The following is a 26,890-nucleotide window of genomic DNA, read 5'->3' as shown; positions in this document are numbered from 1 at the left end:
AGGCGGCGATGCCGCAGAGGGGTGGTGTTTCACGTGAAACATCACCCCTCCGTGCGTTCCTTTCGCAGCGCCAGCGCGATCGCCGCGTAGACCGCTGCCACGAGGACGACAAGCAGGGGGGAGCGGCCGTCCGGCGGCAGCATCAGCGCCGCGATGCCCGCTGCCCCGACGAAGGCGACGTTGAACAGCACGTCGTAGAGGGAGAACACCCGGCCTCGGTAGGCGTCGTCCACGGTCGTCTGCACCACCGTGTCCGTCGCGATCTTGGCTCCCTGGGTGATGAGCCCGAGGACGAAAGCGGCGACGAGGAAGGGCGCGGGGTCGAAGAACAGGCCGAGCGTCGGCACCAGGACGGCGGCGAGCCCCGCGCACAGGGTCATCCAGCCGAAGGGGCCCAGTCGTCCCACCGCCCAGGGGGAGAGGACGGCCGCTGCGAAGAACCCGGCCCCCGAAGCGGCGACGGCGATCCCCAGGAGGCCCAGGCCTTCGGACTCCGTGGTGCTCCAGGCGTAGCGGCTGAGCATCAGGACGGTGACGAGCAGGGCGCCGTAGCAGAAGCGCATCAGGGCCACCGCGGTCAGCGCCCTGGCGGCGGGCCGACGCTCGGCCAGGTGCCGCAGCCCTTCGGCCAGTCCCCGGGCCGTGGAGGCCAGCGAGGAGGTGAGCCGCTGGGGAACGAGCTCCGGATCGGGTCCGAGGAGCCCCCGGGGCATCCGCAGGGAGGCGAGGGCGGACAGGAGGTAGAGAGCCGCGCCGAAGGCCACCACGACCGCGTCGGAGTCGTCCGCGATCAGCCGGACGCCGAAGGCCAGACCGCCTCCGAGCGTGGCGGCGAGGGTGCCGGCCGTAGGGGAGAGCGAGTTCGCCACGACCAGCCGTTCCTCGTCGACGACGCGGGGGAGCGCGGCCGAGAGGCCCGCGAGCACGAAGCGATTGACCGCCGTGACGGAGAGCGCGGAGGCGTAGAAGAGCCAGTCGGGGACGGAGGCGACGACCAGCACGGCGGTCCCGCAGGCGAGCAGGGCCCGCAGGAGGTTCCCGTACAGGAAGACCTGTCGGCGCTGCCAGCGGTCGAGGAAGACCCCGGCGAAGGGTCCGACGAGCGAGTACGGGAGCAGGAGCACGGCCATGGCGGAGGCGATGGCGGTGGGCGAGGTCTGCTTCTCGGGGGAGAAGACGACGTACGTGGCCAGGGCCACCTGGTAGACGCCGTCGGCGCACTGGGAGAGCAGCCGGACGGCGAGCAGGCGGCGGAAGTTCGTCAGGCGCAGGAGTACGCGCAGATCACGTACGACGGACATGGCAGCAAGACTCACATACGAAGAGGGCCCCCGGGCAGCGCCGCGGGGACCCTCTTCGACAAGCGTGTGGCGCTTAGCGCTCGACCTCACCCTTGATGAACTTCTCGACGTTGGCCAGGGCCTCGTCGTCGAAGTACTGAACCGGCGGGCTCTTCATGAAGTAGCTCGACGCGGAGAGGATGGGGCCGCCGATGCCGCGGTCCTTGGCGATCTTCGCGGCGCGCAGGGCGTCGATGATGACACCCGCGGAGTTCGGGGAGTCCCACACCTCGAGCTTGTACTCCAGGTTCAGCGGAACGTCACCGAAGGCGCGACCCTCGAGGCGCACGTACGCCCACTTGCGGTCGTCCAGCCAGGCCACGTAGTCCGACGGACCGATGTGGACGTTCTTCTCGCCCATCTCGCGGTCCGGGATCTGCGAGGTGACGGCCTGCGTCTTCGAGATCTTCTTGGACTCGAGGCGGTCGCGCTCGAGCATGTTCTTGAAGTCCATGTTGCCGCCGACGTTGAGCTGCATGGTGCGCTCAAGACGGACACCGCGGTCCTCGAACAGCTTCGCCATCACGCGGTGCGTGATGGTCGCGCCGACCTGCGACTTGATGTCGTCGCCGACGATCGGGACGCCCGCCTCGGTGAACTTGTCAGCCCACTCCTTGGTGCCGGCGATGAAGACCGGGAGAGCGTTGACGAACGCGACCTTGGCGTCGATGGCGCACTGCGCGTAGAACTTCGCAGCGTCCTCGGAACCGACGGGCAGGTAGCAGACGAGAACGTCGACCTGGCGGTCCTTGAGGATCTGGACGACGTCGACCGGCTCCTCGGCGGACTCCTCGATGGTCATGCGGTAGTACTTACCGAGACCGTCGAGCGTGTGACCACGCTGAACCGTGACGCCCGCGTTCGGGACGTCGCAGATCTTGATGGTGTTGTTCTCGCTGGCGCCGATGGCGTCGGAGAGGTCGAGGCCGACCTTCTTCGCGTCGACGTCGAACGCGGCGACGAACTCGACGTCACCGACGTGGTAGTCGCCGAACTGGACGTGCATCAGGCCGGGCACCTTGGCCGCCGGGTCGGCGTCCTTGTAGTACTCGACGCCCTGGACCAGCGAGGCGGCGCAGTTGCCCACGCCGACGATGGCTACGCGAACCGAACCCATTTCCGGTTGCTCCCTGTTGTGATCGTGGAAGCCCTGCTGTGCGCAGGGTTTCACTTGGCGGTGTCGTCGGACGGATCCGGCCGGGTACTGCCCCCGTGCCGGGGCAGGCCGCCCGTTTCTCCAGAATCGTTGTCGTGCAGAGCGGGGGCGTCGGGACCGGATCGCTGATCCCGTCCCGCCCTCTCGCTCTCGATGAGCTCGTTCAGCCAGCGCACCTCGCGCTCCACGGACTCCATGCCGTGGCGCTGCAGCTCAAGCGTGTAGTCGTCGAGTCGCTCGCGGGTCCGGGCCAGGGAGGCGCGCATCTTCTCCAGACGCTCCTCCAGCCGGCTGCGACGGCCTTCGAGCACCCGCATCCGTACTTCGCGCTCGGTCTGACCGAAGAAGGCGAAGCGGGCGGCGAAGTGCTCGTCCTCCCAGGCGTCGGGGCCGGTGTGGGTGAGGAGCTCCTCGAAGTGCTCCTTACCTTCCGGTGTCAACCGGTAGACGATCTTGGCCCGGCGTCCTGCGAGTGAAGCGGCGAGAGCGTCCTCGGGAGCGCTGCCCGGCTCCTCGATCAACCAGCCGTTGGCGACCAGCGTCTTGAGGCAGGGATACAGCGTCCCGTAGCTGAAGGCCCGGAAGACCCCCAGCGAGGTGTTGAGGCGCTTCCGCAGCTCGTACCCGTGCATCGGGGCCTCGCGGAGCAGGCCGAGAACGGCGAACTCGAGGATGCCTGAGCGCCTGCTCATCCGTCGCCTCCTCCGCTTCCCGGGACCCTTATGCCGTGCTGATGTATCGACTCGATACATCAGCACGATAGAACGGCCGCACTGTCTCGACAAGTGGGACCGCCGTGACCGGCGTCACATCGTCAATTCACAGCGATCGAGTTGCCTGATTTGGGGTGAACTCGGGCCCTACGTGGGTTTTGGCCGTGCGTAGTCTGTGCGGCATGCAGACCACCGGGAACCAAGCGATGCCGCGGGGCGTCAGTGCTGCGGGTGACCGGCTGCGGTACGGAGGGGCCTCCGATGGGTTCCGTCCGTGCGCATTTCGGGGGGACCGGAACTCAACTGCCGCTTCCAGGCGTACACGCCTGCCCGAGGAGTAGTCGTTCGATGAGCGAGCATCGTCGCAAAATGCCGTCGCAGGAGCCGCCGACAGGTGGCCGTGCGGCGGCACGGCGCGCTGCCCAGCAGCCGGTGGGCCGCAGGTCGGCCCCGGCCCAGGATGTCGGTAGGGGGGCCCCTTCGGCCTCGTACGGGCCGCCCTCTTCCCATGGGGAGGAGTCGCGTCCCTACGGCGGTCGCGCGGAGGCCCGACGGGCCGCGCAGCGCGGTGGCCGCCGAAGGGGGGCCGAAGCCGGCCCCGGGGGCCCTGGTGGTCCTGCCGGTCCCGGTGGAGGGCGGCGCGGCGGTGGTGGTGGCGGCCGCGGCAGCGGTCCGGGCCGCGGCTCCGGCGGGCGTCCGCCGGGCAAGAAGCGGATCATCGACTACCCGCGCCACGACAAGTACGGCTGGCGTCGCTGGATGCCCTCGTGGCGGCTCGTGACGGGCACGTTCCTGTTGTTCGTCGGCGTGCTGATGGGTGGCGCGGTCTTCGCGTACTCCAACGTGGTCGTCCCGAAGGAGGACGCGACCGCGGTCTCGCAGAACAACATCTACTACTGGGCCGACGGCTCGCGCATGGTCGCGACCGGCAGTGGTACGAACCGCCAGATCGTCGGCATCGAGCAGATCCCGAGGGTCATGCAGGAGGCCGTGGTCTCGGCCGAGAACAAGACCTTCTGGACCGACTCGGGCATCGACCCGATGGGTATCGGCCGTGCCGTGTGGAACATGGCCAAGGGCGGCGAGACCCAGGGCGGTTCGACGATCACTCAGCAGTACGTGAAGAACAACCGCCTCAACGACCAGTCGCAGACACTCAGCCGGAAGGTGAAGGAACTCTTCATCTCCATGAAGGTCGGCAACGAGACCAAGAAGCCCGCCATCATGGCCGGCTACCTGAACACCGCGTACTACGGGCGTGGTGCCTACGGCATCCAGGCCGCCTCTCGGGCGTACTTCAACAAGGACTCCGAGCACCTCAACGCCAGTGAGTCGGCGCTGCTCACCGCAGTGCTGAAGGGCGCGACGTACTACGACCCGGCCGGCTACCCGGAGATCGACCCCGAGGCCACGCCCCAGAAGAACCTCGACCGTGCCACCAAGCGGTGGAGCTGGATCCTCGACGAGATGGTCAAGGACAAGAAGATCACGGCCGAGGAACGTGCCAAGTACACGACGTTCCCCAAGGTCCAGAAGCGCAAGCAGGACGCGGCGCTGACCGGTCAGATCGGCTACCTGGTCAGCACGGCCAAGGCGAACTTCATCAACAACAACACCGAGGGCATCGGCACCAAGGAGCTGGAGCGCGGCGGCTTCGAGATCTACACCACCTTCGACAAGAAGAAGGTGAGGGCACTCGAGGAATCGGTCAAGAAGGTCTACGACGAACACATCGACCCGGAGAAGCGGCCGAAGACGGACACCAACGTCCAGTTCGGCGGCGCCTCGGTCGACGTGAAGACCGGCGAGCTCGTCGCGATCTACGGCGGCCAGGACGCCACCAAGCACTTCACCAACAACGCCGACACGACCGGTGCCCAGGTCGGATCGACCTTCAAGCCCTTCGTGCTGGCCGCCGCGATGAAGGACGGCGTCCGGGACAAGAGACTCGGCCCCGTGCAGGACGAGTCCTCCCGCAAGATCGTGGACCCGGACAAGAGCCGTTACTCCGGCAAGAACGAGCTGAAGATCCGGAAGTACGACGGCGAGATCTGGGAGGACGAGAAGGGGGAGGGGTGGCTGCAGACCAATGACGGCGACGAGAGCTACGGCTCCATGACCCTTCGACGGGCCATGATCAAGTCGGCCAACTCGCCGTACGTGCAGCTCGGCATGGACATCGGCATCGACAAGGTCCGTGACGCCGCCGTCAGGGCCGGTCTGCGTGAGGACTCCCTCGTCAAGGGTGAGGTGCCCTCCTTCTCCCTCGGTATCTCCAGCCCGAGCGCGATCCGGATGGCCGGCGCCTACGCCACCTTCGCCAACAACGGCGAGCAGAACGAGCCGTTCTCGGTGACGAAGGTGGTCAAGGGCGGCAAGACCATCTACACGCACAAGGGCAAGACCGAGCAGGCCTTCTCGTCCGCCATCGCCAGCAACGTCACCGACGTGCTCCGGTCCGTCGTGGAGGACCCGGAGGGCACCGGCCGCAAGGCCGCGATCCCGGGCCGTGCCGTCGCCGGCAAGACCGGTACGACCGACGGCAACAAGTCGGCCTGGTTCGTGGGCTACACCCCGCAGCTGTCGACCGCCATCGACATGTACCGCTTCGACGACGACGAGACGAAGAAGAACCGCGAGTTCGAGAAGATGTACGGCACGGGTAACCGGGACACGATCCACGGTTCGTCGTTCCCCTCGCAGATCTGGAACGACTACATGACGGACGCCGTCGCGGGCATGCCGGACGTGAAGTTCCCCGAGCCCGAGAAGCTGGAGAACGCCGAGCCCGTCTTCGGCGGTGGCGCCACCAGCCCGACGCCGTCGCCGACGCCCACCCCGACGCCCACCGAGACCTCGGCCACGCCGACGACGACGGCGCCGACGACGACTCCCCCGGCCACGCCGACGACGACTCCCCCGACCACGCCGACGAAGTCGCCGAAGCCGGGCAAGACGACCTGCACTGTCTTCGACTGGGACTGCAACGACCCGGGTGGCGACCCGGGTGGCAACACCGGTGAGCCGACGACCACGGCGCCGACCACGACGGAGGCACCGACACCGACAGGGTCGGCGACGACGGAGGACCCGGGCAACGGGAACGGCGGGCCCGGCGGCGGAGGCGGCGGAGACGGAGACGGGGCCTGGACCCCCTGATCCCGGCCGCGCCTCCACGAGAGCAGCGCACGCAGTGAGGGCCGTCGCGTCCGTCCGTACCTTCCGTACGGGCCGGACGCGGCGGCCCTCGCCGTTTTCCCAGGGACGTACGGCAGGATGTCCCCCATGCCGAGCCTCCAGAAGACGCGCGAGCCGCAGGACCGGCCGCAGGGCCCGCCGGCGGTCATCCCCACCCACCGGGACGAGGTGGCCGCCGCGGGCAGCGAGCTGATCGGCGGTCCCTTCGGCCGCCGTGCCCTGACCGGCGCCGGTCAGTTCACACCGGTGCGGGTGATCGCCCTCGTGGCCATCGGGATGTTCGCCCTCGGCATGGTGCAGAAACTGCCCTGCTACAACTGGGCCTGGTTCCGGGGCACCACCTCCCAGTACACCCACGCCTGTTACTCGGATATCCCGCATCTCTTCTCCGGGCGCGGGTTCGCCGATGGTCTGGTGCCCTACTTCGACCGGCTGAGCGGCGACATACCGTTCCTGGAGTACCCGGTCCTGACGGGTCTCTTCATGGAGGTCGCGGCCTGGCTGACGCCCGGCGGCGGCACCATGGACCATCGCGAGCAGACGTTCTGGATGGTCAACGCGGGCATGCTGATGGTCTGCGCGGCCGTCCTCGCGGTCTGTGTGGCGCGTACGCACCGGCGCCGCCCCTGGGACGGTCTCCTGGTGGCCCTGGCGCCCTCCGTCGCGCTCACCGCGACGATCAACTGGGACATACTGGCCGTCGCGCTGACCTCCGCCGCGGTGCTCCTGTGGTCGCGCGGCCGGCCGCTCGGCTTCGGCATCCTGCTCGGCCTCGCCACGGCCGCGAAGTTCTACCCGATACTGCTGCTCGTCCCGCTGCTGCTGCTCTGCTGGCGCGCGGGGAAGTGGCGCGAGTACGGGACGGCCGTGCTCGGCGCGGCCGGCGCGTGGCTGGTCGTGAACCTGCCCGTGATGCTGATGGCGCCCGAGGGGTGGAAGCAGTTCTATCTCTTCAGCCGTGACCGGAACGTCGACTTCGGTTCGGTCTGGCTGCTGGTCAGCCAGCGGACGGGCACCTCGATCACGCCGGACAAGGCCAATCTGTACGCGCTGATGCTCATGGTGATCGCGGTGGTCGCCCTCGGCTTCCTGGCGTTCAACGCTCCCCGCAGGCCCCGCTTCGTCCAGCTGGCCTTCCTGGTCGTCGCCGCGTTCGTCCTGACCAACAAGGTCTACTCGCCGCAGTACGTGCTGTGGCTCGTCCCGCTCGCGGCCCTCGCCAGGCCGCGCTGGCGCGACTTCCTGATCTGGCAGGCGTGCGAGGTCATGTACTTCCTGGGCATCTGGATGTACCTGGCCTTCATGAACAGCGGCAATAAGCAGGGACTGCCGGTCGACGGCTACCAGTTCGCGATCGTCCTGCACCTGCTCGGCACGCTGTACCTGTGCGTCATGGTCGTACGCGACATCCTCATGCCCGAGAAGGACCCGGTCCGGCAGGACGGCTCGGACGACCCCTCAGGAGGCGTCCTGGACGGTGCCGAGGACGTCTTCGTCACGGGCAGAGCGGCGCACCCGGCCCGGCACGCCGCACCGGCGGTTGAGGGGCCGCGCGTGCAGTGGGGCACGGTCGGAGAGGTGGAACAAGGCACCCCCGGGGAAGAACCGGAATCGGAACCGGGCCCCCGGGGGTGAACGTGCTCGACCGGCTCAGCGCTCCACGAGCCGGTCGAACTGCGTCGTGGTGTGGCGCAGATGCGCGACGAGCTCGTCGCCGACGCGGGGCTCCTGGGCGTCGGAGGGGACGAACAGGATCGACACCTGCATGTGCGGCGGCTCGGCGAACCAGCGCTGCTTGCCCGCCCAGACGAAGGGCGACAGGTTCCGGTTGACCGTGGCCAGACCCGCCCGTGCGACGCCCTTGGCGCGCGGCATGACGCCGTGCATCGCCTTCGGGGCCTCCAGACCCACGCCGTGCGAGGTGCCACCGGCGACGACGACCAGCCAGCCGTCCGACGCGGCCTTCTGCTGGCGGTAGCCGAACCGGTCCCCCTTGGCGACCCGGGTCACGTCGAGGACGGCGCCCCGGTACTCGGTGGCCTCGTGGTCGCCCAGCCAGAGCCGGGTACCGATCCGCGCGCGGAACCGGGTCTGCGGGAACTGCTGCTGGAGCCGGGCCTGTTCCTCGGCCCGCAGGTGGCTCACGAACATGGTGTGCAGCGGCAGACGGGCGGCCCGCAGCCGGTCCATCCAGGCGATGACCTCCTCGACCGCGTCGGTGCCGTCCGGGCGGTCCAGCGGGAGGTGGAGGGCGAAGCCCTCGAGCCGTACGTCCTCGATCGCGGCGTGGAGCTGCTGGAGCTCCTCCTCGTGGACGCCGTGCCGCTTCATCGAGCTCATGCACTCGATCACGACGCGGGCGCCCACCAGGGCGTGGACGCCGTCCACGGAGGACACGGAGCGGATGACCCGGTCGGGCAGCGGAACCGGTTCCTCACCCCGTCGGAAGGGGGTGAGGACCAGCAGGTCGCCGCTGAACCAGTCCTTGATGCGCGCGGCTTCGTAGGTGGTGCCGACCGCGAGCATGTCGGCGCCGAAGCGGGCGGCCTCGTCGGCGAGGCGCTCGTGCCCGAAGCCGTAGCCGTTGCCCTTGCAGACCGGGATCAGACCGGGGAATTGGTCGATGACGGTCTTCTGGTGCGCGCGCCAGCGAGCGGTGTCGACGTAGAGGGAGAGCGCCATGGCCGGCCCGGAACCTTTCTGGTGGCAGCGGTGTATCAAAGATATGTACGAGACTACGGAACCGTCGCCGAAGCGACGCCGCTCAGCGGCGGGACATGTAGATGTCGAGCGCCTTGTGGAGCAGCTTGTTCAGCGGGAAGTCCCACTCGCCGACGTACTCGACGGCCTCGCCGCCCGTGCCCACCTTGAACTGGATGAGCCCGAAGAGGTGGTCGGTCTCGTCGAGCGAGTCCGAGATGCCCCGCAGGTCGTAGACGGTCGCGCCCATCGCGTAGGCGTCGCGCAGCATCCGCCACTGCATCGCGTTCGAGGGCCGGACCTCGCGGCCGATGTTGTCGGAGGCGCCGTAGGAGTACCAGACGTGGCCACCGACGACGAGCATGGTCGCGGCGGACAGGTTCACGCCGTTGTGGCGTGCGAAGTAGAGCCGCATGCGATTGGGGTCCTCGTTGTTGAGGACGGTCCACATGCGCTGGAAGTACGAGAGCGGGCGCGGCCGGAAGTGGTCGCGGACGGCCGTGATCTCGTAGAGGCGCTGCCACTCGGCCAGGTCCTCGTAGCCGCCCTGGACGACCTCGACGCCGGCCTTCTCGGCCTTCTTGATGTTGCGGCGCCACAGCTGGTTGAAGCCCTTGAGGACGTCGTCGAGCGAGCGGTTCGCGAGCGGGACCTGGAAGACGTAGCGGGGCTGGACGTCGCCGAAGCCGGCGCCGCCGTCCTCGGCCTGCTGCCAGCCCATCTTCCGCAGCCGGTCCGCGACCTCGAAGGCGCGCGGCTCGATGTGGGTGGCCTCGACGTCCTTGAGGCGCTTCACGTCCGGGTCCTGGATACCGGACTTGATGGCGGCGGCGTCCCAGCGGCGGATGACGACTGGCGGGCCCATCTTCACCGAGAACGCGCCCTGCTGCTTGAGGTGCGCCAGCATCGGCTGGAGCCAGTCGTCGAGGTTGGGCGCGTGCCAGTTGATGACCGGGCCCTCGGGCAGATAGGCCAGGTAGCGCTTGATCTTCGGGAGCTGACGGTAGAGCACCAGACCGGCACCGACGAGCTCGCCGTTCTTGTCGAACCAACCGAGGTTCTCCGAGCGCCACTCGGTCTTCACGTCAGCCCACGCCGGGACCTGGCAGTGGCTCGCCGCGGGCTGGCTCTGGATGAATCCCAGATGCTGCTCACGGCTGATGGTCCTCAGGGTCAGGCTCATGCGGGGCGCTCCTCGGCAGGTGTGTCCCCATCGGTCAGGGGCTCCGGCTCTCGCGCCGAAGCCTACTGTGACCGGGGAGCGCCCCGGATGGGCGTGTACGTCCTGACGTGCCGCTGGGCCCGCCCTGACGTGCCGCCGGACTCAGCCGCTGATGACGCCTCCGAACAGACCGCCGTGCGCCATGCCGAGGTAGAAGCCCACCGCCGCCAGGCCGAGGCCGACGACCAGTGCGAAGCGCTCGCGGGTCGTCACGGAGATGAACTGTCCGTAGGCCCCGGTCAGGATGCCGATCAGCCCCGACCAGGAACTCAGCAGGTGGAGGCTGTGGAACTGGGCGGTGACGAAGGAGAGCACGCCCAGGATCAGCGTCACGGCGAGCAGCGTGTCCTGGAGCGGGTGTGGCTTGCCGTCGGTCGCGAAGAGGGAATGGCCGGGGTCGGGTCGCATTGCCTGTGCCATGGGGGCACCTCCTGGCGTGCCTGCCGGACGGCGGCGCATCTTAGCGCCGCCGACATCCGATGTGTACAGATTGCGTCCCCTCACCGGTGAATTTCAACCGCAGGCCGATGTGCAGGTACTCTGTACGGTCTGCACCGGTGTCTGCCCTGGGTCCGTCCTGGATCTCGACAGTGCCCCTCGTTCGTCGAGGGGGATTGTCAGTGGTGGCGGATACCGTTGTTTACGCATCACGACCCTCCTGCCACGGAACGACCGTGGCCGCTGAGTCCAAAGGAGGTGGGTTCCACATGCGTCACTACGAGGTGATGGTCATCCTCGACCCCGATCTGGAGGAGCGCGCTGTCGCCCCCCTGATCGAGAACTTCCTCTCCGTCGTCCGTGAGGGCAACGGAAAGGTCGAGAAGGTCGACACCTGGGGCCGTCGTCGTCTCTCGTACGAGATCAAGAAGAAGCCCGAGGGCATCTACTCGGTCATCGACCTGCAGGCCGAGCCTGCGGTCGTCAAGGAGCTCGACCGCCAGATGAACCTGAACGAGTCGGTCCTCCGGACCAAGGTCCTCCGCCCCGAGACCCACTGAGCTTCTAGCTCAGAGGTCATCGGGTTCGAGTAGCTACAAGCAGCCAGAAGCAATCCCGCCGAGAGGTTCCCCCATGGCAGGCGAGACCGTCATCACGGTCGTCGGCAATCTTGTCGACGACCCCGAGCTGCGCTTCACCCCGTCCGGTGCGGCGGTCGCGAAGTTCCGTATCGCGTCCACCCCCCGCACCTTCGACCGTCAGACCAACGAGTGGAAGGACGGCGAAAGCCTCTTCCTCACCTGCTCGGTCTGGCGTCAGGCGGCGGAGAACGTCGCCGAGTCGCTTCAGCGAGGCATGCGCGTCGTCGTGCAGGGCCGGCTGAAGCAGCGGTCCTATGAGGACCGTGAGGGCGTCAAGCGCACGGTCTACGAGCTGGACGTCGAGGAAGTCGGCCCCAGCCTCAAGAACGCCACGGCCAAGGTCACCAAGACCACTGGTCGCGGTGGTCAGGGCGGCTACGGCGGCGGTGGCCAGCAGCAGGGTGGCGGCAGCTGGGGTGGAAACTCCGGCGGCGGTGCCCCGCAGGGTGGCGGCGGTGCTCCCGCCGACGACCCGTGGGCGACCGGTGCTCCTTCTGGCGGTTCCGGCGGTTCCGGCGGCCAGCAGGGCGGCGGAGGCGGCGGCTGGGGTGGGAACTCCGGCGGCGGCTACTCGGACGAGCCTCCCTTCTAGGGCACACGCCCTCGAAGCAGCTCGTATCCCCACTTCTTGATCACACAGGAGAAACACCATGGCGAAGCCGCCTGTGCGCAAGCCTAAGAAGAAGGTCTGCGCGTTCTGCAAGGACAAGACCGCGTACGTGGACTACAAGGACACGAACATGCTGCGGAAGTTCATTTCCGACCGTGGCAAGATCCGTGCCCGCCGCGTCACCGGCAACTGCACGCAGCACCAGCGTGACGTCGCCACGGCCGTCAAGAACAGCCGTGAGATGGCGCTGCTGCCCTACACGTCCACAGCGCGATAAGGAAAGGGTGACCGAAAAATGAAGATCATCCTGACCCACGAGGTCTCTGGCCTCGGCACCGCCGGCGACGTCGTCGACGTCAAGGACGGCTACGCTCGCAACTACCTGGTCCCGCGTGGTTTCGCGATCCGCTGGACCAAGGGTGGCGAGAAGGACGTGGCGCAGATCCGCCGCGCCCGCAAGATCCACGAGATCGCGACCATCGAGCAGGCCAACGAGATCAAGGCCCAGCTCGAGGGCACGAAGGTGCGCCTGGCCGTTCGCTCCGGCGACGCCGGCCGCCTCTTCGGCTCCGTGACCCCGGCCGACATCGCCTCGGCGATCAAGACCGCGGGTGGCCCCGACGTCGACAAGCGTCGCGTCGAGCTCGGTTCGCCGATCAAGACCCTGGGCTCGCACCAGGTGTCCGTGCGTCTGCACGCCGACGTTGCCGCGAAGCTCGGCGTCGAGATCGTCGCCGCGTAACGCTGCCGCTGGCGCTCTGCGCTCAGCAGTGAGGAAGGGCCGCACCCCTCGGGGTGCGGCCCTTCCGCCGTTTCACGTGAAACGTTCAGCGTGTGGCGCCTGTGACGATCCAGCGCCCGGAGCGTGCGCGCAGCCAGAGCGTCATCATCCGGACCGTCATCATCAGGGTCATCGCCCACCAGAGGGCGGTCAGGCCGCCACCGAGGGCCGGAACGAGCAGGGCGACCGGGGCGAAGGCCGCGAGGGTCAGCAGCATGGCCCAGGCCAGATAGGGACCGTCCCCCGCGCCCATGAGGACTCCGTCGAGGACGAAGACGACACCGGAGATCGGCTGGGACAGCGCGACCACCAGCAGGGCGGGGAGCAGGGTGTCCTGGACGGTGGTGTCGCCGGTGAAGAGCGGGATGAACAAGGGGCGGGCGACGATGAGGAGCGCGCCGAGCACCACGCCGGAGAGCACGCCCCACTGGACCATGCGGCGGCAGACCTGGCGTGCGCCGTCGGCGTCGTTCGCGCCGAGATAGCGGCCGATGATGGCCTGACCCGCGATGGCGATCGCGTCGAGGGCGAAAGCCATCAGGCTCCACAGGGACAGGATGATCTGGTGGGCGGCGACCTCCGCGTCACCCATGCGGGCCGCGACGGCGGTGGCGATCATCAGGACGGCGCGGAGCGAGAGCGTACGGACCAGGAGGGGGACGCCCGCCTGGGCGGAGGCCCGGATGCCGGTGGCGTCGGGGCGGAGGGAGGCGCCGTGGCGCCGGGCACCCCGTACGACCACGACGAGGTAGGCGGCGGCCATGCCGCACTGGGCGATGACCGTGCCCCAGGCCGATCCGGCGATCCCCAGGCCGGCGCCGTAGACCAGTCCGATGTTGAGCGCCCCGTTCACGGCGAAGCCGCCGATGGCCACGTAGAGCGGCGTACGGGTGTCCTGGAGGCCGCGCAGGACGCCGGTGGCGGCCAGGACGACCAGCATGGCCGGGATGCCGAGGCTGGAGATCCGTAGATAGGTCACGGCGTAGGGGGTGGCCGTGTCGGAGGCGCCGAAGACGTCGACGAGCCAAGGCGCCGTGGGCAGGGTCAGGGCGACAACGGCGGCGCCGAGGAGGAGGGCGAGCCAGATGCCGTCCATGCCCTGCCGGATGGCGGCCTGGAGGTCGCCCGAGCCGACGCGCCGGGCGACGGCCGCCGTGGTCGCATAGGCGAGGAAGACGAAGACGCTGACGGCGGTGGACAGCAGAACGCCGGCGATCGCGAGACCCGCGAGCTGGGGGGTGCCGAGGTGGCCGACGATGGCGCTGTCGACCATCAGGAACAGCGGCTCGGCGACGAGAGCGCCGAAGGCCGGCAGGGCGAGGGAGACGATCTCGCGGTCGTGCTGCCGACGGACGGCCTTGGAGGTCGCGGGGGCCTGGATCATGGGGTCAATCTAATCTTCCACAGGTAAGAGATGCAATGAGCCAGAGACCATTACTTTACGATGGCGCGGGGCTTCGGGTGTGGGCCGTTTGTTCTGATCTTGGTCCAGGGGGAGAACTTTTTCTCCCCCACAGGCCGTGGATGGAAAAGGTGCAGGTCAGGTGGGTGAGGATGGGGGTGCTATGAGTTTGTCCACATGGCTGTCCCCCGCTCCGTGCACAGGATCCGGGGAGTTCTCCACAGCATCTGGCCGTTCACCCACAGGCCCTGTGGATAACCAGATTGGCTGACGCTCCTCGCGGGCCTACCGTGGTCCGGCACCCGACGCGCCAGCAGCGGTCGCAAAGCCACTCGTTGATCAAGGCCGTGGCGTAAGAAAGAGTGGCACGGCGAGGTCCGCGGAGCGGACGGGAGGAGGTGCTTGGTGAGCGTTCCCGAGCCCATGGACGACCCCTGGGCCGACAGCGGACCGAGCGACCGGCTGCCCACCCGTACCCGAGGAGAAGGACGCGGCCGGGGCCGCGGGCGGGACGACCAGCAAGAGCGCGGCAACGACGGCCCGTGGGACGGCGGACTCTCCGGTTTCGAACGAGTTCCCCCGCAGGATCTCGACGCCGAGCAGTCCGTCCTGGGCGGCATGCTGCTCTCCAAGGACGCGATCGCGGACGTCGTGGAGATCATCAAGGGCAACGACTTCTACAAGCCCGCCCACGAGACCGTCTACGCCGCGATCCTCGACCTCTACGCCAAGGGCGAGCCGGCCGACCCCATCACGGTCGGCGCCGAACTCACCAAGCGCGGCGAGATCACCCGTGTCGGCGGCGCCTCCTACCTCCACACCCTGGTCCAGTCGGTACCGACTGCGGCCAACGCCTCGTACTACGCCGAGATCGTCCACGAGCGCGCCGTCCTGCGCCGCCTCGTGGAGGCCGGCACCAAGATCACGCAGATGGGCTACGCGGCCGACGGAGACGTCGACGAGATCGTGAACTCGGCGCAGGCCGAGATCTACGCGGTCACCGAGCAGCGCACCACCGAGGACTACCTGCCGCTCGGCGACATCATGGAGGGGGCCCTCGACGAGATCGAGGCGATCGGCTCCCGCAGCGGTGAGATGACCGGTGTGCCGACCGGCTTCACCGACCTCGACTCGCTCACCAACGGACTGCACCCCGGCCAGATGATCATCATCGCGGCCCGTCCCGCCATGGGTAAGTCGACCCTCGCCCTGGACTTCGCCCGGGCGGCCTCCATCAAGCACAACCTGCCCAGCGTCATCTTCTCCCTCGAAATGGGCCGCAACGAGATCGCGATGCGCCTGCTCTCGGCGGAGGCCCGGGTCGCGCTCCACCACATGCGCTCCGGCACGATGACCGACGAGGACTGGACGCGGCTCGCCCGCCGCATGCCGGACGTCTCCCAGGCGCCCCTGTACATCGACGACTCCCCGAACCTGTCGATGATGGAGATCCGGGCGAAGTGTCGCCGCCTCAAGCAGCGCAACGGCCTCAAGCTCGTGATCATCGACTACCTCCAGCTGATGCAGTCGGGCGGCTCCAAGCGGCAGGAGAGCCGTCAGCAGGAAGTCTCCGACATGTCGCGAAACCTCAAGCTCCTCGCCAAGGAGCTGGAGCTGCCAGTGATCGCGCTCTCCCAGCTGAACCGTGGTCCCGAGCAGCGCACCGACAAGAAGCCGATGGTCTCCGACCTGCGTGAATCCGGCTCGATCGAGCAGGACGCCGACATGGTGATCCTGCTGCACCGCGAGGACGCCTACGAGAAGGAGTCCCCGCGGGCCGGCGAGGCGGACATCATCGTGGGCAAGCACCGTAACGGCCCGACGGCCACGATCACCGTGGCCTTCCAGGGCCACTACTCGCGCTTCGTGGACATGGCCCAGACCTGACCGGAGGCCGCGTGGGCTCTCAGATCTCGGCGAAGGACAGGAGGAGCGCGGCGGTCCGCGGCGGATCCTCCAGGATGGGTGTGTGGCCGGCACCGGGCAGCAACTCGACTCTCGCGCCCGGAACGACGTGGTAGTCGGCTGCGGACGAGGGGCGCCATCTGCGGTCCTGGTCGCCGAAGATCACCTGCAATGGCTTGCCGAGGGCCATCAGCCGATCCGGGAGCGCACGCTGGTTCAGATAGGCGATGGACGCCTGCATCGCCGCGGTGAGCGCGCGGTAGGTCATGCCGCGCAGTTCGTCGACGAGTTCTTGCGGGACCTGGTATCCCGCGCGGAATGCGGTGCGTGCAGGTGCGCCTGTCCCCAGTGATCGCAGGTGCGGTTCTGGGCGCCTCTCCGGCCGATCTGGCCGGTTCCCTGGTGTCCCTCGACGACGTGTCGCGGGTGAAGGCGCAGCCCGAGTCGCGGCGGACGGCGGCGACTACGACCAGTCCCATCTGCATCGGGACGTCATGGAGTTCATCGGCACAACCCCGGCGACCGTGCTGGGCGAGCCAATCCTGACGGTGGACGACCGCGCATGGCCGACCGTGGAACACCCGCCCGATACCCACGCTCGCAGCCGCGCCGTATGAAGCCGAGTACGAGACCCCACAGGCCGCCCGCCTACCTGCGCGTGCGCGTGAACGTCAGATACGGCGGCGTCCCGGGCTCCGGCGGCTCCGGCGGTCTGGTCCACTGCCGGGTCGGGATCGTGTGCAGTCTGCCTTGGTCGAGGGCGAACCGGGGCAGCGAGACGCCGTACGCCTCCGCGATCGCGTCCAGGGCGTGGCCCTCGTCCGAGCGGTCGACGGCGGGCCCGAAGGGGTCCGGGAACAGCCGGTCGGGGTCGAGCGCGGCGGGGAGGATGCCGGTCCGGTGCCGGTCGGTCTCATGGACCGTGAAGACGTACCGCTGCTCGCCGTCCTCGGCGCACGCGAAGTGGAAGAGGCCCGGCTCCCACCAGACAGTGAGGGCGCGGGTGCCGTGCGACAGATCGGGGCCGGGGGCGATCAGGCGGGCCGGGTCGAAGCCGAGCCAGTGGGCCGACTCGAAGGCGAAGCTCCAGCCGTTCAGGGCGCCGATCCGCGCCCTGGGGAAGGCGCGCTTTCGCCGGGCCGCGGCCTCCAGCCGCCAGAGGTCGGTCTCGCTCGCCACCGGCTCCATGGGTCCCGTGCCGAACCGCTCGGCCAGCTCTTCAGGGGGTACGCCTTCCACCAGGACGAACCGGTACGGGTCCCGGCGCAGTCCGCTCGTGAGGCCTGCACGTGTCAGCCACCCGAGCCCGTCGCGCGCTGTCCCCGTCCCCGTCCCTGTCCCCGGCTCTGCCTCAGCGATGGGCGCGGGCGCCGCCGCGCCCTGACCGGCGCCCGGGGTGTGGTCAGCAACTGCCGGCCCCGCTCCGGTGTGATGACCGGCCCGAGCAGCGGATCCGCCAGCAGGCCGAACGGCGCCACGTGGTCCACCGTGTACGGCTCCCACCGCGGGACCGCCGCCGCGAGGACCCGCCAGGCGCCGTCCGTGTCGCCCCAGCGCGCCAGCTCCCTGGCCTCGGTGACCGCGAGCCCGAAGGGGCCCGGTGAGGTGTACTCGTAGGTGCGCTGCCTCAGCTGCTCCAGAACGGCTCTGGCCCGCTCCCTGTCCTCCGCGTACTCCTCGGTCGCGGGGCCCAGTACGGAGTCGTCGTGCCCGTGGCGGTCGCGCAGATGGTCGCGCACCTTCAGGGGCAGCACCTCGCCCGCGTACAGCGGATCGTCCATGCGCGGGTCGACCGGCACCCAGCCGTGCCCGTCGAGCAGTGCCCGGAGCTGCGAGGTCAGCAGGCCGGCCCGAGGCCTGCCGAAATCCAGCGCCTCGCCGAAGAGGGTGAGAGCCTCGTCCAGTTCACCTCTCGGACAGGCCAGCCGGGCCGTCTCCACCATGGCGTCGCGTTCCCGGGTCACGGTGTTCTCGAAGCCGGCGTGAGCGCCGCCCGGTAGAACTCCTTGTACATGTCCCCCATGAACACGCGGAACGAGGCGTAGCGGCTGGGTCGTTCACCGCCCCACCCGTGACGGACATACACCGCCCACTCGCCGTCGGCGCCCACGTCGCCCGGGTCGAGCAGCACGTCGGTCATGTCCGAGTCGAGGGAAAGCTGGAGCGCCCGGCCCCACATGCCGGCGAGGAGCACCTCCTCCTCGGGCGGGTCCTCGTCCAGGTACTCCTCGTACAAGGGCTGCAGGTCGTGAGGATCTCCGTATGACCCGATGCCCTCCGCGCCCGCCAACAGGTAGACGAAGCCGCCCGCGTGCCGCCAGCCGTCGGTCGTTTCGAGGAACGCGCGCAAGGACGGAGGCAGCGGCACCTCGATCCCGAGCCCTCGGACCCGCTCGTCCAGAGCCGCGAGCCGTGCCGGATCCGCCGGGGCGAACCCCAGCCAGCGGTTTTGCACGAGGTCCTCGTCCAGATCCTGGAACTCCTCCGGGTCCTCCGCGGCCCGTGCTTCCAGCCATTCCTCGCTCCACAGCCTGAGCAGCGGCCCCCATTCGAAGATCTCCATACGCGCCATGGTCACAGCCACCACTGACAGCGCGCCGCTCCCCTCGCACTGCTCCGCTCAGGCCGCAGCGGGGTGGGCGGAGGCGAGGGCCCGGACACCCGTCAGGCTGTCGGCGTGGGTGGGCGACCAGCCGAGTTCCCGCTCGGCCTTGCTCGCGTCGAGGCGCAGCTGGCTGGTCATGCAGGTGTGGACCAGGGGAGCCGGCTTGAGCAGCCAGAGCGGGACCCGCAGGGGCTTGGGAGCCCCGAAGGCCGCGGCGACCTCCTGGACGTGCGTGCCGAAGGGGAGCGGGGTGCGGTCGACGATGTTGTAGGCCTGGCCCGGGGTGCCGCTCCCGACGGCCAGGACGACGGCCCGTGCCGCGTCGTCGACGTCCACCCAGGAGAGGGCGCGTCCGTGGTCGGCGACCACGGGCAGGGAGCGCTTGTGCAGGAGGGGGAGCACGTCGGCGTCGGTGACTCCGGAGCCGTAGAAGAAGCCGAACCGCAGGCTGATCGCCTCCAGTCCTTCCGCGGTGAAGGCCATGCGTTCCTTGGTGCGCATGGCGCCGACGTGGCGCTCCAGCCACGTGGTGGTGCCGCGCGGGCCGAAGGGGGTGTTCTCCTCGGTGACGAGGCCGGTGCCGTGGTCGCCGTAGCCGTAGCCGAACATCATCGACTCGACCACGAACCGGCGGGCGCCGGTCGCGCGGGCGGCGGCGAGCAGGTTCTCCGTGCCCCGGGTCCGCAGGGCATTGGTCGGCACCATGCTCTGGTGGCGTGCCATCGACTCGCCCTTGAGCGCGGTCGCCGCGTGGACGACGACGTCGAAGGCGAGACCGTCCACGGCGCTGAGGACGGCGTCGGCGTCCAGGAGGTCGGCGCGCAGCGTGTTCGTGGTGCCCCGGCCGAGCCCGGCGACCTCGTGGCCGGCGGCGGTCAGCTGCCGGGTGGCGCTCCGGCCCAGTGCGCCGCTCGCTCCTGCCAGCAGAACCTTCATGTCCGTGCTCCCTTCCGATCCGATCCGGTGATGTTCATGGGACGGATCGGGAAGCTTCGGATGTGACATCACGTTGGATGGGTTCCATGACGACATCTTTCGACGCCTTGCTGCCCGGTACCGAGCGGGCTCTGCTGCACCGCGTGGCGGTCGCCCAGTCCGAAGGGCGCGCGCCCTCCTTCGTCGGGGCGGTGGTCCGTGACGGAGCGCTGGTGTGGAGTGGTTCGCGCAGCTGCGTGGACGGGCACGCGCCGGATGCCGACACGCAGTTCAGGATCGGCTCCCTCACCAAGGTGTTCACCGCCGTGCTGGTGATGCGCCTGCGGGACGAGGGACTGATCGACCTCGACGATCCACTGGAGCGCCACCTCAAGGGGACGAGCGTCGGCGAGGTGACGATCGCTCAGCTCCTCGGCCACAGCGGTGGCCTCGCGGCCGAGACACCCGGCCAGTGGTGGGAACGGTCCTCCGCCACGCTGCGGCCGGAGCTCTCCGACGTCCTGGGGGAGCGGCCCTCCCTCCGGACCCCGGGGCGCGGCTTTCACTACTCCAACCCCGGCTACACCCTGCTCGGTGCGCTCGTCGAGGAGCTGCGCGGGGTCTCCTGGGAGGAGGTGCTGCGGCGCGAGATCCTGGAGCCGTTGGGGATGAGCCGTACGACGCTCGACCCGGTCGCCCCGCACACGGGTGGCTGGGCGGTGCATCCCTGGGCCGATGTGATGCTGCCCGAGCCGTCCGAGGACCTGGGGCTGATGGCGCCGGCCGGACAGCTGTGGTCGACGGCAGCGGACCTCGGCCGGTTTGCCGTGTTCCTCACGGCGGGCGACGAGCAGGTGCTTGTGGCGGCCTCCGTGGAGGAGATGCGGGCTCCGGCCTCCCCCGCCGGTGAGGGTGACTGGGAGGGGAGTTACGGGCTCGGTCTCCAGTTGCTGCGCAGGGACGGCCGGACCCTGATCGGGCACACCGGCTCGCTGCCGGGCTTCGTCGCCTGTCTGTGGGTGAGCGTGGAGGACGGACTGGCGGGGATCGCTCTCGCCAATGCCACGTCCGGCCCGCTGACAGCAGCCGTGGCGGCCGATCTCGTGCGGATCGTGGCGGACGCCGAGCCCAAGTTCCCGGAGCCCTGGCGCCCCCTTCCGGAGGCCGAGGCCGATGAGGAGCTGCTCTCCCTGACGGGGCCCTGGTACTGGGGCACGTACTCCTACGGGCTCCGGCTCGGGCCCGAGCGTTCCGTGGTGCTGGAGCCGTTGAGGGGAGCCGGGCGGCGGGCTCGCTTCCGTGCGCTGCCCGAGGGCGGTTGGGTCGGCCTCAACGGCTACTACGAGGGGGAGACGCTCCGGGTGGTGCGGCGCCCCGACGGCAGCGTGAGCCACCTCGACCTGGGGTCCTTCGTCTTCACCCGGGAGCCGTACGAGCCGGGGGACGCGGTGCCGGGCGGGGTGGACGAGGCAGGCTGGCGCGGCCTCTGAGCCGTCCGCCTGGTGGTTGCCTCTGCGGTCTCCACCTCGTGTTTCACGTGAAACAGCGCGCCGGGTCGCCGGCCGGCGCGCTGTCCGTCCGCCGGGTGGCCTCAGAGGTTCTTCTTGAAGCCCACGTGGGAGGCCTCGAAGCCGAGCCGCTCGTAGAAGCGGTGGGCGTCGGTACGCGTGACATCGGAGGTCAGCTGGACCAGTCCGCACTCCTGGCGGCGGGACTCCTCGACGGCCCATTCGATGAGCTGTGTTCCGAGTCCGCTGCCGCGCTCGTCGGCGTGGATGCGGACGCCTTCGATGATCGAGCGGGTGGTCCCCCGGCGGGAGAGTCCGGGGATCACCGTCAGCTGGAGCGTCCCGACGACCTTCTCCCCGCGGACCGCCACGACGACGTGCTGGTGGGGATCGCTCGCGAGGCGCTCGAAAGCGGCGAGGTACGGGGAGAGGTCGTCGGGGGACTCGCGCTGCGCACCCAGCGGGTCGTCGGCGAGCATCGCCACGATGGCCGGGAGATCGGCGGCGACGGCAGGGCGTACGTCAAGATCGCTCATGCTCCGCAGCGTACGCACGCTCCTCCGCTGCCGCCGCCTTTCCCCCGCGTCAGACGGTGACGCCCACGCCCTCCACGACCTGGACCAGAGGCGCCAGCTCGGGGTTCTTCGCGGCTTCGTCGAGGGCCTCACGCAGCGCGCTGTCGTTGGTGGGACGGGCCTCTTCGAGGAGCTTCTGGCCGGCCTCGGTGACATCGGTGTAGATGCCCCGCCGGTCAGTGGCGCAGAGGTACCGGGTGAGCAGGCCGCGGTCCTCGAGCCGGGTGACGAGCCGGGTGGTGGCGCTCTGGCTCAGCACGACGGCGTCGGCGACCTGCTTCATCTGGAGGTGACCGCCGGGGCCGCTGTGCTGGCGGCTGAGGACGTCGAGGAGCGAGTACTCGCGGACGCTCAGACCGTGCCGGGACTCCAGGGCGCGCTCGATGTGCGACTCGATCCTGCCGTGCAGCAGGGAGAGGGCGCACCAGCGCTGGGAGAGCGCGGTCAGTGCGGGGTCCGTGGCGGTCATGGTCTCTCCTCGGTCTCTCCTCGGCGCCGGAGCGGCTCACGAACCAGGGTAGACGATGCGGCGCAATAATGCGCGTCTGCAAGTAAATCTGCCCGGGTGCCGAGGGGAAACGGAGGTCAGCCCGCCGCGACGGTCAGGGGGGCGAAGCGCCGGCGCCAGTCGCCGGGGAGGTCCGGGAGGGAGCGAACCATCACGGCGGTGGTGGTGATCGAGTCGATGCCGTTTTCCTTCGCCCAGCTCAGCAGCTTCGTGTGGCGTACGTCGATGTCCGTGCGCAGAGGCCGGTCGGTGGCGGCGGCAAGGGAGGCGATCAGCGCCTGGGCCGTGGCCGGGTCCTTGGCGATCAGCGGCCCGACGACATGCGTGTCCATGTTGGGCCAGGCCGCCGCGAAGCCGATGATCTCGCCGTCCTCCTCCGCGACCCGCAGGTGGTCCGCGAACGCGGGCAGCCGCGTGAGGATGTGCGTGCGGTCGAGGCCGAAGATCTCGCGGTCCAGGCGCACGATCGCTTGGAGGTCCTCGGCGGTCGCCGGGCGGACGGGGACGTCCGGTGCGGGCGTGGTGAAGCTGAACTGTCCGCGCACCATCTCGGACCGGCTCGTCTCGATGAAGCCCAGCTGCTCGTAGAGGGGCTGGCCGTTGGCGGTGGCATACAGGGTCAGCGGGGTGTCACCCGCCTCCGCCAGGACGTGCTGCATGAGCCGGCGTCCCACCCCTTGGCGTGCGTACGCCTCGGCGACGAGCACCATGCCGATCGCGGCGAGCTCCTGGCCGTACGAGGTGACCACGCAGCAGGTGACCAGCCCCGTGCCGGACGGGTCGTCGATGCCGTAGCCGGTGCCCGCCGTCAGTAGATGGCCCCACTTGTGCTCTTCGCGCAGCCACCCCCGGTTCTCGGAGAGGTCGGCGCAGGCGAGGAGGTCGTCCGCGGTGAGGCGCCGGATGGGGAGCTGAGCGAGAGCTGAGGGGGAAGTCGGCATGCCTTTCAGGCTGACCGAAGCAGTGATCTTCCGTCCACCGGTTTACGAGATCCGGCCGATTACCCGGGAAGCGTTGATTCCAGCCCCTGGGATACGGACGATGTTTCACGTGAAACCGAGTGAATCCACGGAATCCCGACACAGCAGACTGCACCTCTTCGACCTCGACGGCACGCTGATCAGAGGTTCGGCCGCCGCCGTGGAGATCTCCCGGCAATTGGGCCTCGCGGAGGAGATCGCCGCACTGGAGGAGGGGTTTCTGCGGGGGCTCACTCCGGACGAGTTCGCCGTGAGGGCCCGAGAGCTCTGGGCCACGCTCACCCCGGAGCAGGTCGCCGCGGCCTTCGAGGGCGCGCCCTGGCTGACGGGCATCCGCGAGGTCTGGGCCGACATCAGGGCCCGGGGTGAGCGCTGTGCGGTCATCTCCCTCTCGCCCGACTTCTTCGTCGACCGCCTTCTCGACTGGGGCGTCGACACGGTGCACGGGTCACGCTGGCCTGCTGTCCCCTTCACGGAGCCGATCCATCGGCCCGGCATCCTCGACGCGGCGGGGAAGGTACGGATCGCTCGGGAGCTCTGCGCGGAGTACGGCATGGAATGGGCCGACTGCGTGGCCTACGGGGATTCGATGTCCGACGCCGAGCTCTTCGCGATCGTGCGGGACACCGTGGCCGTGAACGCGGACCATCATCTCGCCGGGCTTTCCCGCCACAGCTACACCGGAGGGGACCTGCGAGAGGCCTACAGCTTCGTCCGAAACCGCGCAGCTTAGCCGGAAACCCGGCCCTATGGACCGAGAACTCCGCTTTCCGTCCGAAGCGGTGCCCGGAAATGTCATGCTGCGGGCACGGAAGCCGGCCAGCGCGAGGCGAGGCACATGATGGATGCTCCGACCAGCACGACGGACGGGACGGAGGCCCGAATACCCGGAGAGGCCTCCCACGACGCGATTCTGGTCCGCCGGACGCTGGCGGAAATCGCACCCGTCGCCGACCAGGTGACCTCGTACTTCTACGCCCTGCTCTTCGTCCGGAACCCCGAGCTGCGCGAGATGTTCCCCGCGGCCATGGACACCCAGCGGGACCGGCTCCTGAAGGCCCTCCTGACAGCGGCCGAGCACCTGGACGACGTACCCGTCCTCACCGCGTATCTGGAGAACCTCGGCAAGGGACATCGCAAGTACGGCACCCAGGCCGCCCACTACCCGGCCGTCGGCGAGGCCCTGATCGGAGCGCTCGTCCGGTACGCCACGGCGAGCTGGGGCGAGGAGACCGAGGCGGCCTGGGTCCGTACGTACACGACGATCTCCCAGATCATGATCGACGCGGCGGCGGAGAACGAGGAGCGCGCGCCCGCGTGGTGGCAGGCCGAGGTGGTCTCCCACGATCTCCGCACCCCCGACGTCGCCGTCGTCACCCTCCGGCCCGATCAGCCGTACCCCTTCCTGGCGGGGCAGTACACGACGCTGGAGACCCCCTGGTGGCCACGGATCTGGCGCCACTACTCCTTCGCCTCGGCGCCCCGGCCCGACGGGCTGCTCGCCCTCCACATCAAAGCGGTCCCGGCAGGCTGGGTGTCCAACGCACTGGTCCACAGAGCGCGCCCCGGAGACACCCTGCGCCTCGGCCCGCCGGCCGGCTCCATGACGGTCGACCACTCCACCGACAGCGGACTGCTCTGCCTGGGCGGTGGCACCGGGATAGCGCCGATCAAGGCCCTGGTCGAGGACGTCGCCGAGCACGGGGACCGGCGGCCGGTCGACGTCTTCTACGGGGCGCGCAGCGGTCACGACCTCTACGACATCGACACGATGCTGCGGCTCCAGAAGACCTTCCCCTGGCTCTCCGTCCACCCGGTCACCGAGGAGCAGGGGCGGCTCCCGGACGCCGTCTGCCGCTACGGGCGCTGGGAGGAGCGCGACGCCTACCTCTCGGGCCCGCTCGGCATGGTCCGCCGCGGGGTCGACGCCCTGCGCGGAGCAGGGGTGCCGTCGGACCGCATCCGGCACGACTTCCTGGCCGAGCTCACCACCGCGAGTGGCGAGCTCACCCCGGCGAACAGTGATCAGCCCAGGTCGGGGGCGTGCATGGCGCGAACTCCTTCGATGTTGCCGTCGAGGTAGTGACGCAGGGAGAGAGGGACGAGATGGACGGCGGCGATGCCGACCCGGCTGAACGGCACCCGGACGATCTCGTACTCGCCGACCGGTTCGTCGATCTCGGGGCCGTGTCGCAGGGAGGGGTCCATGGAGCCGAGCCGGCACACGAAGAAGTGCTGGACCTTCACCCCGGAGACCCCGCCGTCGACGATGTGTTCGATCGTGTCGACGAAGCAGGGCACCACGTCGGTGATCTTGGCGCCGAGCTCTTCGAGCACCTCGCGGTGCAGGGCCTCGACGACGGTGGTGTCGGAAGGCTCCACGCCACCACCGGGCGTGAGCCAGTAGGGATCCATCCCCGGCTTGGTGCGTTTGATGAGGACGAGGTCGTCCCCGTCGAGCAGGATGGCGCGTGCGGTGCGCTTGATCACGGGCCGTTCGGTCATGGGAAGAAAATGGCCCGTACGCGGTGTCCTGAAACTCACCAGTCCCCTGCGGCCTGCAACAAACCCTCGTGCGCCCGCGCGATGTGCGAGAGCGCGAGCGTCCCGGTCCGCACCACCAGGAAGTACGTTCGCAGCGGAGGCACCGCAGGGTCGAGCAGCGCCACGAGCCGCCCCTGCTCCAAGGCCTCCTCGCACAAATAGCGCGGCAGGACGGCAAGACCGGCACCGGAGGCCGCGGAATCCCGTACGGCTCGCAGGTCGGGGGCGATCACTGTCGCTGCCGCCGCCGGTTTGGTCTCGAAGACGGCGGCCCAGTAGCGGGAGACGAACGGCAGCGACTCGTGCACCTCGACCACCGGAAGCTGTTCCAGGACCACCGCCCCCTTGCGGAGCAGCACTTCGGGGGCGAGCCGGGCGGCCCAGCGCGGGGCCGCGACCAGTACGTGCTCCTCGTCGCAGAGCGGGGTGGCGACGAAGAGACCACCGCGGGGGCGGGCAGTGGTGAGGGCCAGATCATGGTGGCCGGCCGCGAGCCCGTCGAGGATCTCCTCCGCGTTCCCGAGGAAGGTCGCCCGGATCGCGAGCCCCTGGCCGACCAGCGGGGTGAGCGCGGGCAGCGCGCGGAGCGCGGTGAACTCCGGAGGCCCGGCGATATGGAGGGTGCGGACGCCGCTCTCCTCGTCGAGCCCGGTCTCGGCGATCTCGACCAGCGCGTCCAGATGCGGCGCGGCACGGTGAGCGAGCTCGTCGCCGATCGTGGTCGGCGTGACCCCGCGCGCCTGTCTGAGGAAGAGCGGCCGCCCCAACTGCCGCTCCAGGGTCCTGATCTGGCTGGTGACGGCGGGCTGGGACAGTCCCAGGAGCGCGGCGGCGCGGGTGAAGGAGCCGGCCCGGTGCACCGCGACGAACGTGCGCAGCAGAGCCAGATCCATGTCCGCCCCCTCCCGGCCGTGCGGCCGTTCGACTCAGGCGGTCGGCTGACTGCGCCTCAGGACCGTCCAACTATAAATAAGTCGATAGGTCTCTGTCGCTACCGTGATTGGACACTGACGCACAGTCAACTAGCCTTGTTCAGGCGGTCTCCGCGCGTGGAACCGAGGCGTTCCGAGCCACGAGGGGGGAGGCTCGGAGCGCCCCGTTCCGTGCGCCTGTTGCCGGCCGGGCGTGGTAGGAACCGGTCCCTGCCAC

At 69.4% G+C, this 26,890-nt stretch carries 26 protein-coding genes and 1 pseudogene; 10 read left to right on the top strand and 17 right to left on the bottom strand.

From position 1 onward, the window contains the following. Positions 1–41: 41 nt before the first annotated feature. The 3 genes from OG357_RS19330 to OG357_RS19320 form a co-directional block, all read right to left on the bottom strand. On the bottom strand, positions 42–1,301 hold the full coding sequence (locus OG357_RS19330) for an MFS transporter (protein ID WP_329622337.1): 1,260 nt from the start codon (positions 1,299–1,301) through the stop codon (positions 42–44). A 73-nt stretch (positions 1,302–1,374) separates the two neighbouring features. Next, positions 1,375–2,457: an inositol-3-phosphate synthase gene (locus OG357_RS19325; RefSeq protein WP_329622336.1), complete on the bottom strand. Its 1,083-nt coding sequence runs from the start codon at positions 2,455–2,457 to the stop codon at positions 1,375–1,377. Between the two features lie 50 nt (positions 2,458–2,507). Beyond that, entirely contained in the window at positions 2,508–3,188 is a 681-nt protein-coding gene (locus OG357_RS19320) for a PadR family transcriptional regulator (protein ID WP_329622335.1), read from the bottom strand. Positions 3,189–3,557: 369 nt separating this feature from the next. Between OG357_RS19320 and OG357_RS19315 the strand changes: the two genes are divergently transcribed. Together OG357_RS19315 and OG357_RS19310 are read left to right on the top strand one after the other, a co-directional pair. Next, positions 3,558–6,368: a transglycosylase domain-containing protein gene (locus tag OG357_RS19315; RefSeq protein ID WP_329622334.1), complete on the top strand. Its 2,811-nt coding sequence runs from the start codon at positions 3,558–3,560 to the stop codon at positions 6,366–6,368. A 126-nt stretch (positions 6,369–6,494) separates the two neighbouring features. Then, entirely contained in the window at positions 6,495–8,042 is a 1,548-nt protein-coding gene (locus tag OG357_RS19310; protein WP_329622333.1) for a glycosyltransferase family 87 protein, read from the top strand. 15 nt (positions 8,043–8,057) lie between these two features. On the opposite strand, the gene OG357_RS19305 is transcribed toward OG357_RS19310, so the two are convergent. The 3 genes from OG357_RS19305 to OG357_RS19295 form a co-directional block, all read right to left on the bottom strand. Beyond that, positions 8,058–9,089, bottom strand: coding sequence for an alanine racemase (locus OG357_RS19305; RefSeq protein WP_141298747.1), 1,032 nt, complete (start codon positions 9,087–9,089; stop codon positions 8,058–8,060). An 82-nt stretch (positions 9,090–9,171) separates the two neighbouring features. Beyond that, positions 9,172–10,290 carry a lipid II:glycine glycyltransferase FemX gene (locus OG357_RS19300; RefSeq protein ID WP_024760417.1) on the bottom strand — a complete coding sequence of 373 codons (1,119 nt, stop codon included), beginning with the start codon at positions 10,288–10,290 and terminating at the stop codon, positions 9,172–9,174. Between the two features lie 141 nt (positions 10,291–10,431). Continuing rightward, the gene (locus tag OG357_RS19295) at positions 10,432–10,749 is read right to left on the bottom strand and encodes a hypothetical protein (protein WP_329622332.1); all 318 of its coding nucleotides are present in this window, start codon (positions 10,747–10,749) and stop codon (positions 10,432–10,434) included. Positions 10,750–11,036: 287 nt separating this feature from the next. On the opposite strand from OG357_RS19295, the gene rpsF reads away from it, so the two are divergent. The 4 genes from rpsF to rplI all read left to right on the top strand — a co-directional run bounded on the left by rpsF (position 11,037) and on the right by rplI (position 12,760). Beyond that, positions 11,037–11,327, top strand: a complete 291-nt coding sequence (gene rpsF / locus OG357_RS19290) for a 30S ribosomal protein S6 (RefSeq protein ID WP_005482942.1) — start codon at positions 11,037–11,039, stop codon at positions 11,325–11,327. A 73-nt stretch (positions 11,328–11,400) separates the two neighbouring features. Next, the gene (locus tag OG357_RS19285) at positions 11,401–12,000 is read left to right on the top strand and encodes a single-stranded DNA-binding protein (RefSeq protein WP_056653712.1); all 600 of its coding nucleotides are present in this window, start codon (positions 11,401–11,403) and stop codon (positions 11,998–12,000) included. Positions 12,001–12,058: 58 nt separating this feature from the next. Further along, positions 12,059–12,295, top strand: a complete 237-nt coding sequence (rpsR, locus tag OG357_RS19280) for a 30S ribosomal protein S18 (protein ID WP_005315025.1) — start codon at positions 12,059–12,061, stop codon at positions 12,293–12,295. Positions 12,296–12,313: 18 nt separating this feature from the next. Next, positions 12,314–12,760, top strand: a complete 447-nt coding sequence (gene rplI / locus OG357_RS19275) for a 50S ribosomal protein L9 (RefSeq protein WP_024760420.1) — start codon at positions 12,314–12,316, stop codon at positions 12,758–12,760. Positions 12,761–12,845: 85 nt separating this feature from the next. Here the strand turns inward: rplI and OG357_RS19270 are convergent, their stop codons facing one another. Next, positions 12,846–14,183, bottom strand: coding sequence for an MATE family efflux transporter (locus OG357_RS19270; RefSeq protein ID WP_329622331.1), 1,338 nt, complete (start codon positions 14,181–14,183; stop codon positions 12,846–12,848). 423 nt (positions 14,184–14,606) lie between these two features. On the opposite strand from OG357_RS19270, the gene dnaB reads away from it, so the two are divergent. Then, the gene (gene dnaB, locus OG357_RS19265; RefSeq protein WP_329622330.1) at positions 14,607–16,088 is read left to right on the top strand and encodes a replicative DNA helicase; all 1,482 of its coding nucleotides are present in this window, start codon (positions 14,607–14,609) and stop codon (positions 16,086–16,088) included. A gap of 19 nt (positions 16,089–16,107) precedes the next feature. Here dnaB and OG357_RS19260 read toward each other — a convergent pair. The 5 genes and pseudogenes from OG357_RS19260 to OG357_RS19235 form a co-directional block, all read right to left on the bottom strand. Further along, positions 16,108–16,437: pseudogene (locus tag OG357_RS19260) on the bottom strand (alpha/beta fold hydrolase); the annotation flags it as partial. A gap of 317 nt (positions 16,438–16,754) precedes the next feature. Beyond that, complete coding sequence (locus OG357_RS19250) at positions 16,755–17,345, bottom strand: hypothetical protein (RefSeq protein WP_329622329.1); 591 nt, start codon at positions 17,343–17,345, stop codon at positions 16,755–16,757. Between the two features lie 53 nt (positions 17,346–17,398). Further along, positions 17,399–18,070, bottom strand: coding sequence for a hypothetical protein (locus OG357_RS19245; protein ID WP_329622328.1), 672 nt, complete (start codon positions 18,068–18,070; stop codon positions 17,399–17,401). Then, complete coding sequence (locus OG357_RS19240) at positions 18,067–18,669, bottom strand: hypothetical protein (RefSeq protein WP_329622327.1); 603 nt, start codon at positions 18,667–18,669, stop codon at positions 18,067–18,069. Before OG357_RS19240 ends, OG357_RS19245 begins: the two co-directional genes overlap by 4 nt. A gap of 57 nt (positions 18,670–18,726) precedes the next feature. Further along, positions 18,727–19,647 carry an NAD-dependent epimerase/dehydratase family protein gene (locus tag OG357_RS19235; protein ID WP_329622326.1) on the bottom strand — a complete coding sequence of 307 codons (921 nt, stop codon included), beginning with the start codon at positions 19,645–19,647 and terminating at the stop codon, positions 18,727–18,729. Positions 19,648–19,733: 86 nt separating this feature from the next. Here OG357_RS19235 and OG357_RS19230 point away from each other — a divergent pair, with 86 nt between their 5' ends. Continuing rightward, positions 19,734–21,116, top strand: a complete 1,383-nt coding sequence (locus tag OG357_RS19230) for a serine hydrolase domain-containing protein (protein ID WP_329622325.1) — start codon at positions 19,734–19,736, stop codon at positions 21,114–21,116. Between the two features lie 101 nt (positions 21,117–21,217). On the opposite strand, the gene OG357_RS19225 is transcribed toward OG357_RS19230, so the two are convergent. The 3 genes from OG357_RS19225 to OG357_RS19215 all read right to left on the bottom strand — a co-directional run bounded on the left by OG357_RS19225 (position 21,218) and on the right by OG357_RS19215 (position 23,158). Then, a complete protein-coding gene (locus OG357_RS19225) occupies positions 21,218–21,670 on the bottom strand; it encodes a GNAT family N-acetyltransferase (RefSeq protein ID WP_329622324.1) in 453 nt (150 codons plus the stop codon). 49 nt (positions 21,671–21,719) lie between these two features. After that, positions 21,720–22,178: a MarR family winged helix-turn-helix transcriptional regulator gene (locus OG357_RS19220; protein WP_317597235.1), complete on the bottom strand. Its 459-nt coding sequence runs from the start codon at positions 22,176–22,178 to the stop codon at positions 21,720–21,722. A 116-nt stretch (positions 22,179–22,294) separates the two neighbouring features. Further along, on the bottom strand, positions 22,295–23,158 hold the full coding sequence (locus OG357_RS19215) for a GNAT family N-acetyltransferase (protein ID WP_329622323.1): 864 nt from the start codon (positions 23,156–23,158) through the stop codon (positions 22,295–22,297). 100 nt (positions 23,159–23,258) lie between these two features. On the opposite strand from OG357_RS19215, the gene OG357_RS19210 reads away from it, so the two are divergent. Together OG357_RS19210 and OG357_RS19205 are read left to right on the top strand one after the other, a co-directional pair. After that, positions 23,259–23,930 carry an HAD family hydrolase gene (locus tag OG357_RS19210; protein ID WP_329622322.1) on the top strand — a complete coding sequence of 224 codons (672 nt, stop codon included), beginning with the start codon at positions 23,259–23,261 and terminating at the stop codon, positions 23,928–23,930. Positions 23,931–24,038: 108 nt separating this feature from the next. Continuing rightward, positions 24,039–25,280, top strand: coding sequence for a globin domain-containing protein (locus OG357_RS19205; RefSeq protein ID WP_443066812.1), 1,242 nt, complete (start codon positions 24,039–24,041; stop codon positions 25,278–25,280). Here the strand turns inward: OG357_RS19205 and OG357_RS19200 are convergent. Both OG357_RS19200 and OG357_RS19195 read right to left on the bottom strand, forming a co-directional pair. Continuing rightward, positions 25,223–25,702, bottom strand: coding sequence for an NUDIX hydrolase (locus OG357_RS19200; protein WP_329622320.1), 480 nt, complete (start codon positions 25,700–25,702; stop codon positions 25,223–25,225). The genes OG357_RS19205 and OG357_RS19200 overlap by 58 nt on opposite strands. 35 nt (positions 25,703–25,737) lie before the next feature. Then, positions 25,738–26,634: a LysR family transcriptional regulator gene (locus OG357_RS19195; RefSeq protein ID WP_329622319.1), complete on the bottom strand. Its 897-nt coding sequence runs from the start codon at positions 26,632–26,634 to the stop codon at positions 25,738–25,740. Between the last annotated feature and the right edge of the window lie 256 nt (positions 26,635–26,890).

Source organism: Streptomyces sp. NBC_01255 (genome assembly GCF_036226445.1).
Classification (GTDB): Bacteria; Actinomycetota; Actinomycetes; order Streptomycetales; family Streptomycetaceae; genus Streptomyces.
The sequence above is the reverse complement of the archived record's forward strand: the minus strand, read 5'-3'. Positions and strand labels throughout refer to the sequence as shown.

What these genes read in the sequence shown, in the direction of transcription:
- OG357_RS19330 (WP_329622337.1), bottom strand. Translation starts at nt 1,301, where the DNA reads ATGTCCGTCGTACGTGATCTGCGCGTACTCCTGCGCCTGACGAACTTC.
- OG357_RS19325 (WP_329622336.1), bottom strand. Translation starts at nt 2,457, where the DNA reads ATGGGTTCGGTTCGCGTAGCCATCGTCGGCGTGGGCAACTGCGCCGCC.
- OG357_RS19320 (WP_329622335.1), bottom strand. Translation starts at nt 3,188, where the DNA reads ATGAGCAGGCGCTCAGGCATCCTCGAGTTCGCCGTTCTCGGCCTGCTC.
- OG357_RS19315 (WP_329622334.1), top strand. Translation starts at nt 3,558, where the DNA reads ATGAGCGAGCATCGTCGCAAAATGCCGTCGCAGGAGCCGCCGACAGGT.
- OG357_RS19310 (WP_329622333.1), top strand. Translation starts at nt 6,495, where the DNA reads ATGCCGAGCCTCCAGAAGACGCGCGAGCCGCAGGACCGGCCGCAGGGC.
- OG357_RS19305 (WP_141298747.1), bottom strand. Translation starts at nt 9,089, where the DNA reads ATGGCGCTCTCCCTCTACGTCGACACCGCTCGCTGGCGCGCGCACCAG.
- OG357_RS19300 (WP_024760417.1), bottom strand. Translation starts at nt 10,290, where the DNA reads ATGAGCCTGACCCTGAGGACCATCAGCCGTGAGCAGCATCTGGGATTC.
- OG357_RS19295 (WP_329622332.1), bottom strand. Translation starts at nt 10,749, where the DNA reads ATGGCACAGGCAATGCGACCCGACCCCGGCCATTCCCTCTTCGCGACC.
- rpsF (WP_005482942.1), top strand. Translation starts at nt 11,037, where the DNA reads ATGCGTCACTACGAGGTGATGGTCATCCTCGACCCCGATCTGGAGGAG.
- OG357_RS19285 (WP_056653712.1), top strand. Translation starts at nt 11,401, where the DNA reads ATGGCAGGCGAGACCGTCATCACGGTCGTCGGCAATCTTGTCGACGAC.
- rpsR (WP_005315025.1), top strand. Translation starts at nt 12,059, where the DNA reads ATGGCGAAGCCGCCTGTGCGCAAGCCTAAGAAGAAGGTCTGCGCGTTC.
- rplI (WP_024760420.1), top strand. Translation starts at nt 12,314, where the DNA reads ATGAAGATCATCCTGACCCACGAGGTCTCTGGCCTCGGCACCGCCGGC.
- OG357_RS19270 (WP_329622331.1), bottom strand. Translation starts at nt 14,183, where the DNA reads ATGATCCAGGCCCCCGCGACCTCCAAGGCCGTCCGTCGGCAGCACGAC.
- OG357_RS19240 (WP_329622327.1), bottom strand. Translation starts at nt 18,669, where the DNA reads ATGGAGATCTTCGAATGGGGGCCGCTGCTCAGGCTGTGGAGCGAGGAA.
- OG357_RS19235 (WP_329622326.1), bottom strand. Translation starts at nt 19,647, where the DNA reads ATGAAGGTTCTGCTGGCAGGAGCGAGCGGCGCACTGGGCCGGAGCGCC.
- OG357_RS19230 (WP_329622325.1), top strand. Translation starts at nt 19,734, where the DNA reads ATGACGACATCTTTCGACGCCTTGCTGCCCGGTACCGAGCGGGCTCTG.
- OG357_RS19225 (WP_329622324.1), bottom strand. Translation starts at nt 21,670, where the DNA reads ATGAGCGATCTTGACGTACGCCCTGCCGTCGCCGCCGATCTCCCGGCC.
- OG357_RS19220 (WP_317597235.1), bottom strand. Translation starts at nt 22,178, where the DNA reads ATGACCGCCACGGACCCCGCACTGACCGCGCTCTCCCAGCGCTGGTGC.
- OG357_RS19215 (WP_329622323.1), bottom strand. Translation starts at nt 23,158, where the DNA reads ATGCCGACTTCCCCCTCAGCTCTCGCTCAGCTCCCCATCCGGCGCCTC.
- OG357_RS19210 (WP_329622322.1), top strand. Translation starts at nt 23,259, where the DNA reads ATGTTTCACGTGAAACCGAGTGAATCCACGGAATCCCGACACAGCAGA.
- OG357_RS19205 (WP_443066812.1), top strand. Translation starts at nt 24,039, where the DNA reads ATGGATGCTCCGACCAGCACGACGGACGGGACGGAGGCCCGAATACCC.
- OG357_RS19200 (WP_329622320.1), bottom strand. Translation starts at nt 25,702, where the DNA reads ATGACCGAACGGCCCGTGATCAAGCGCACCGCACGCGCCATCCTGCTC.
- OG357_RS19195 (WP_329622319.1), bottom strand. Translation starts at nt 26,634, where the DNA reads ATGGATCTGGCTCTGCTGCGCACGTTCGTCGCGGTGCACCGGGCCGGC.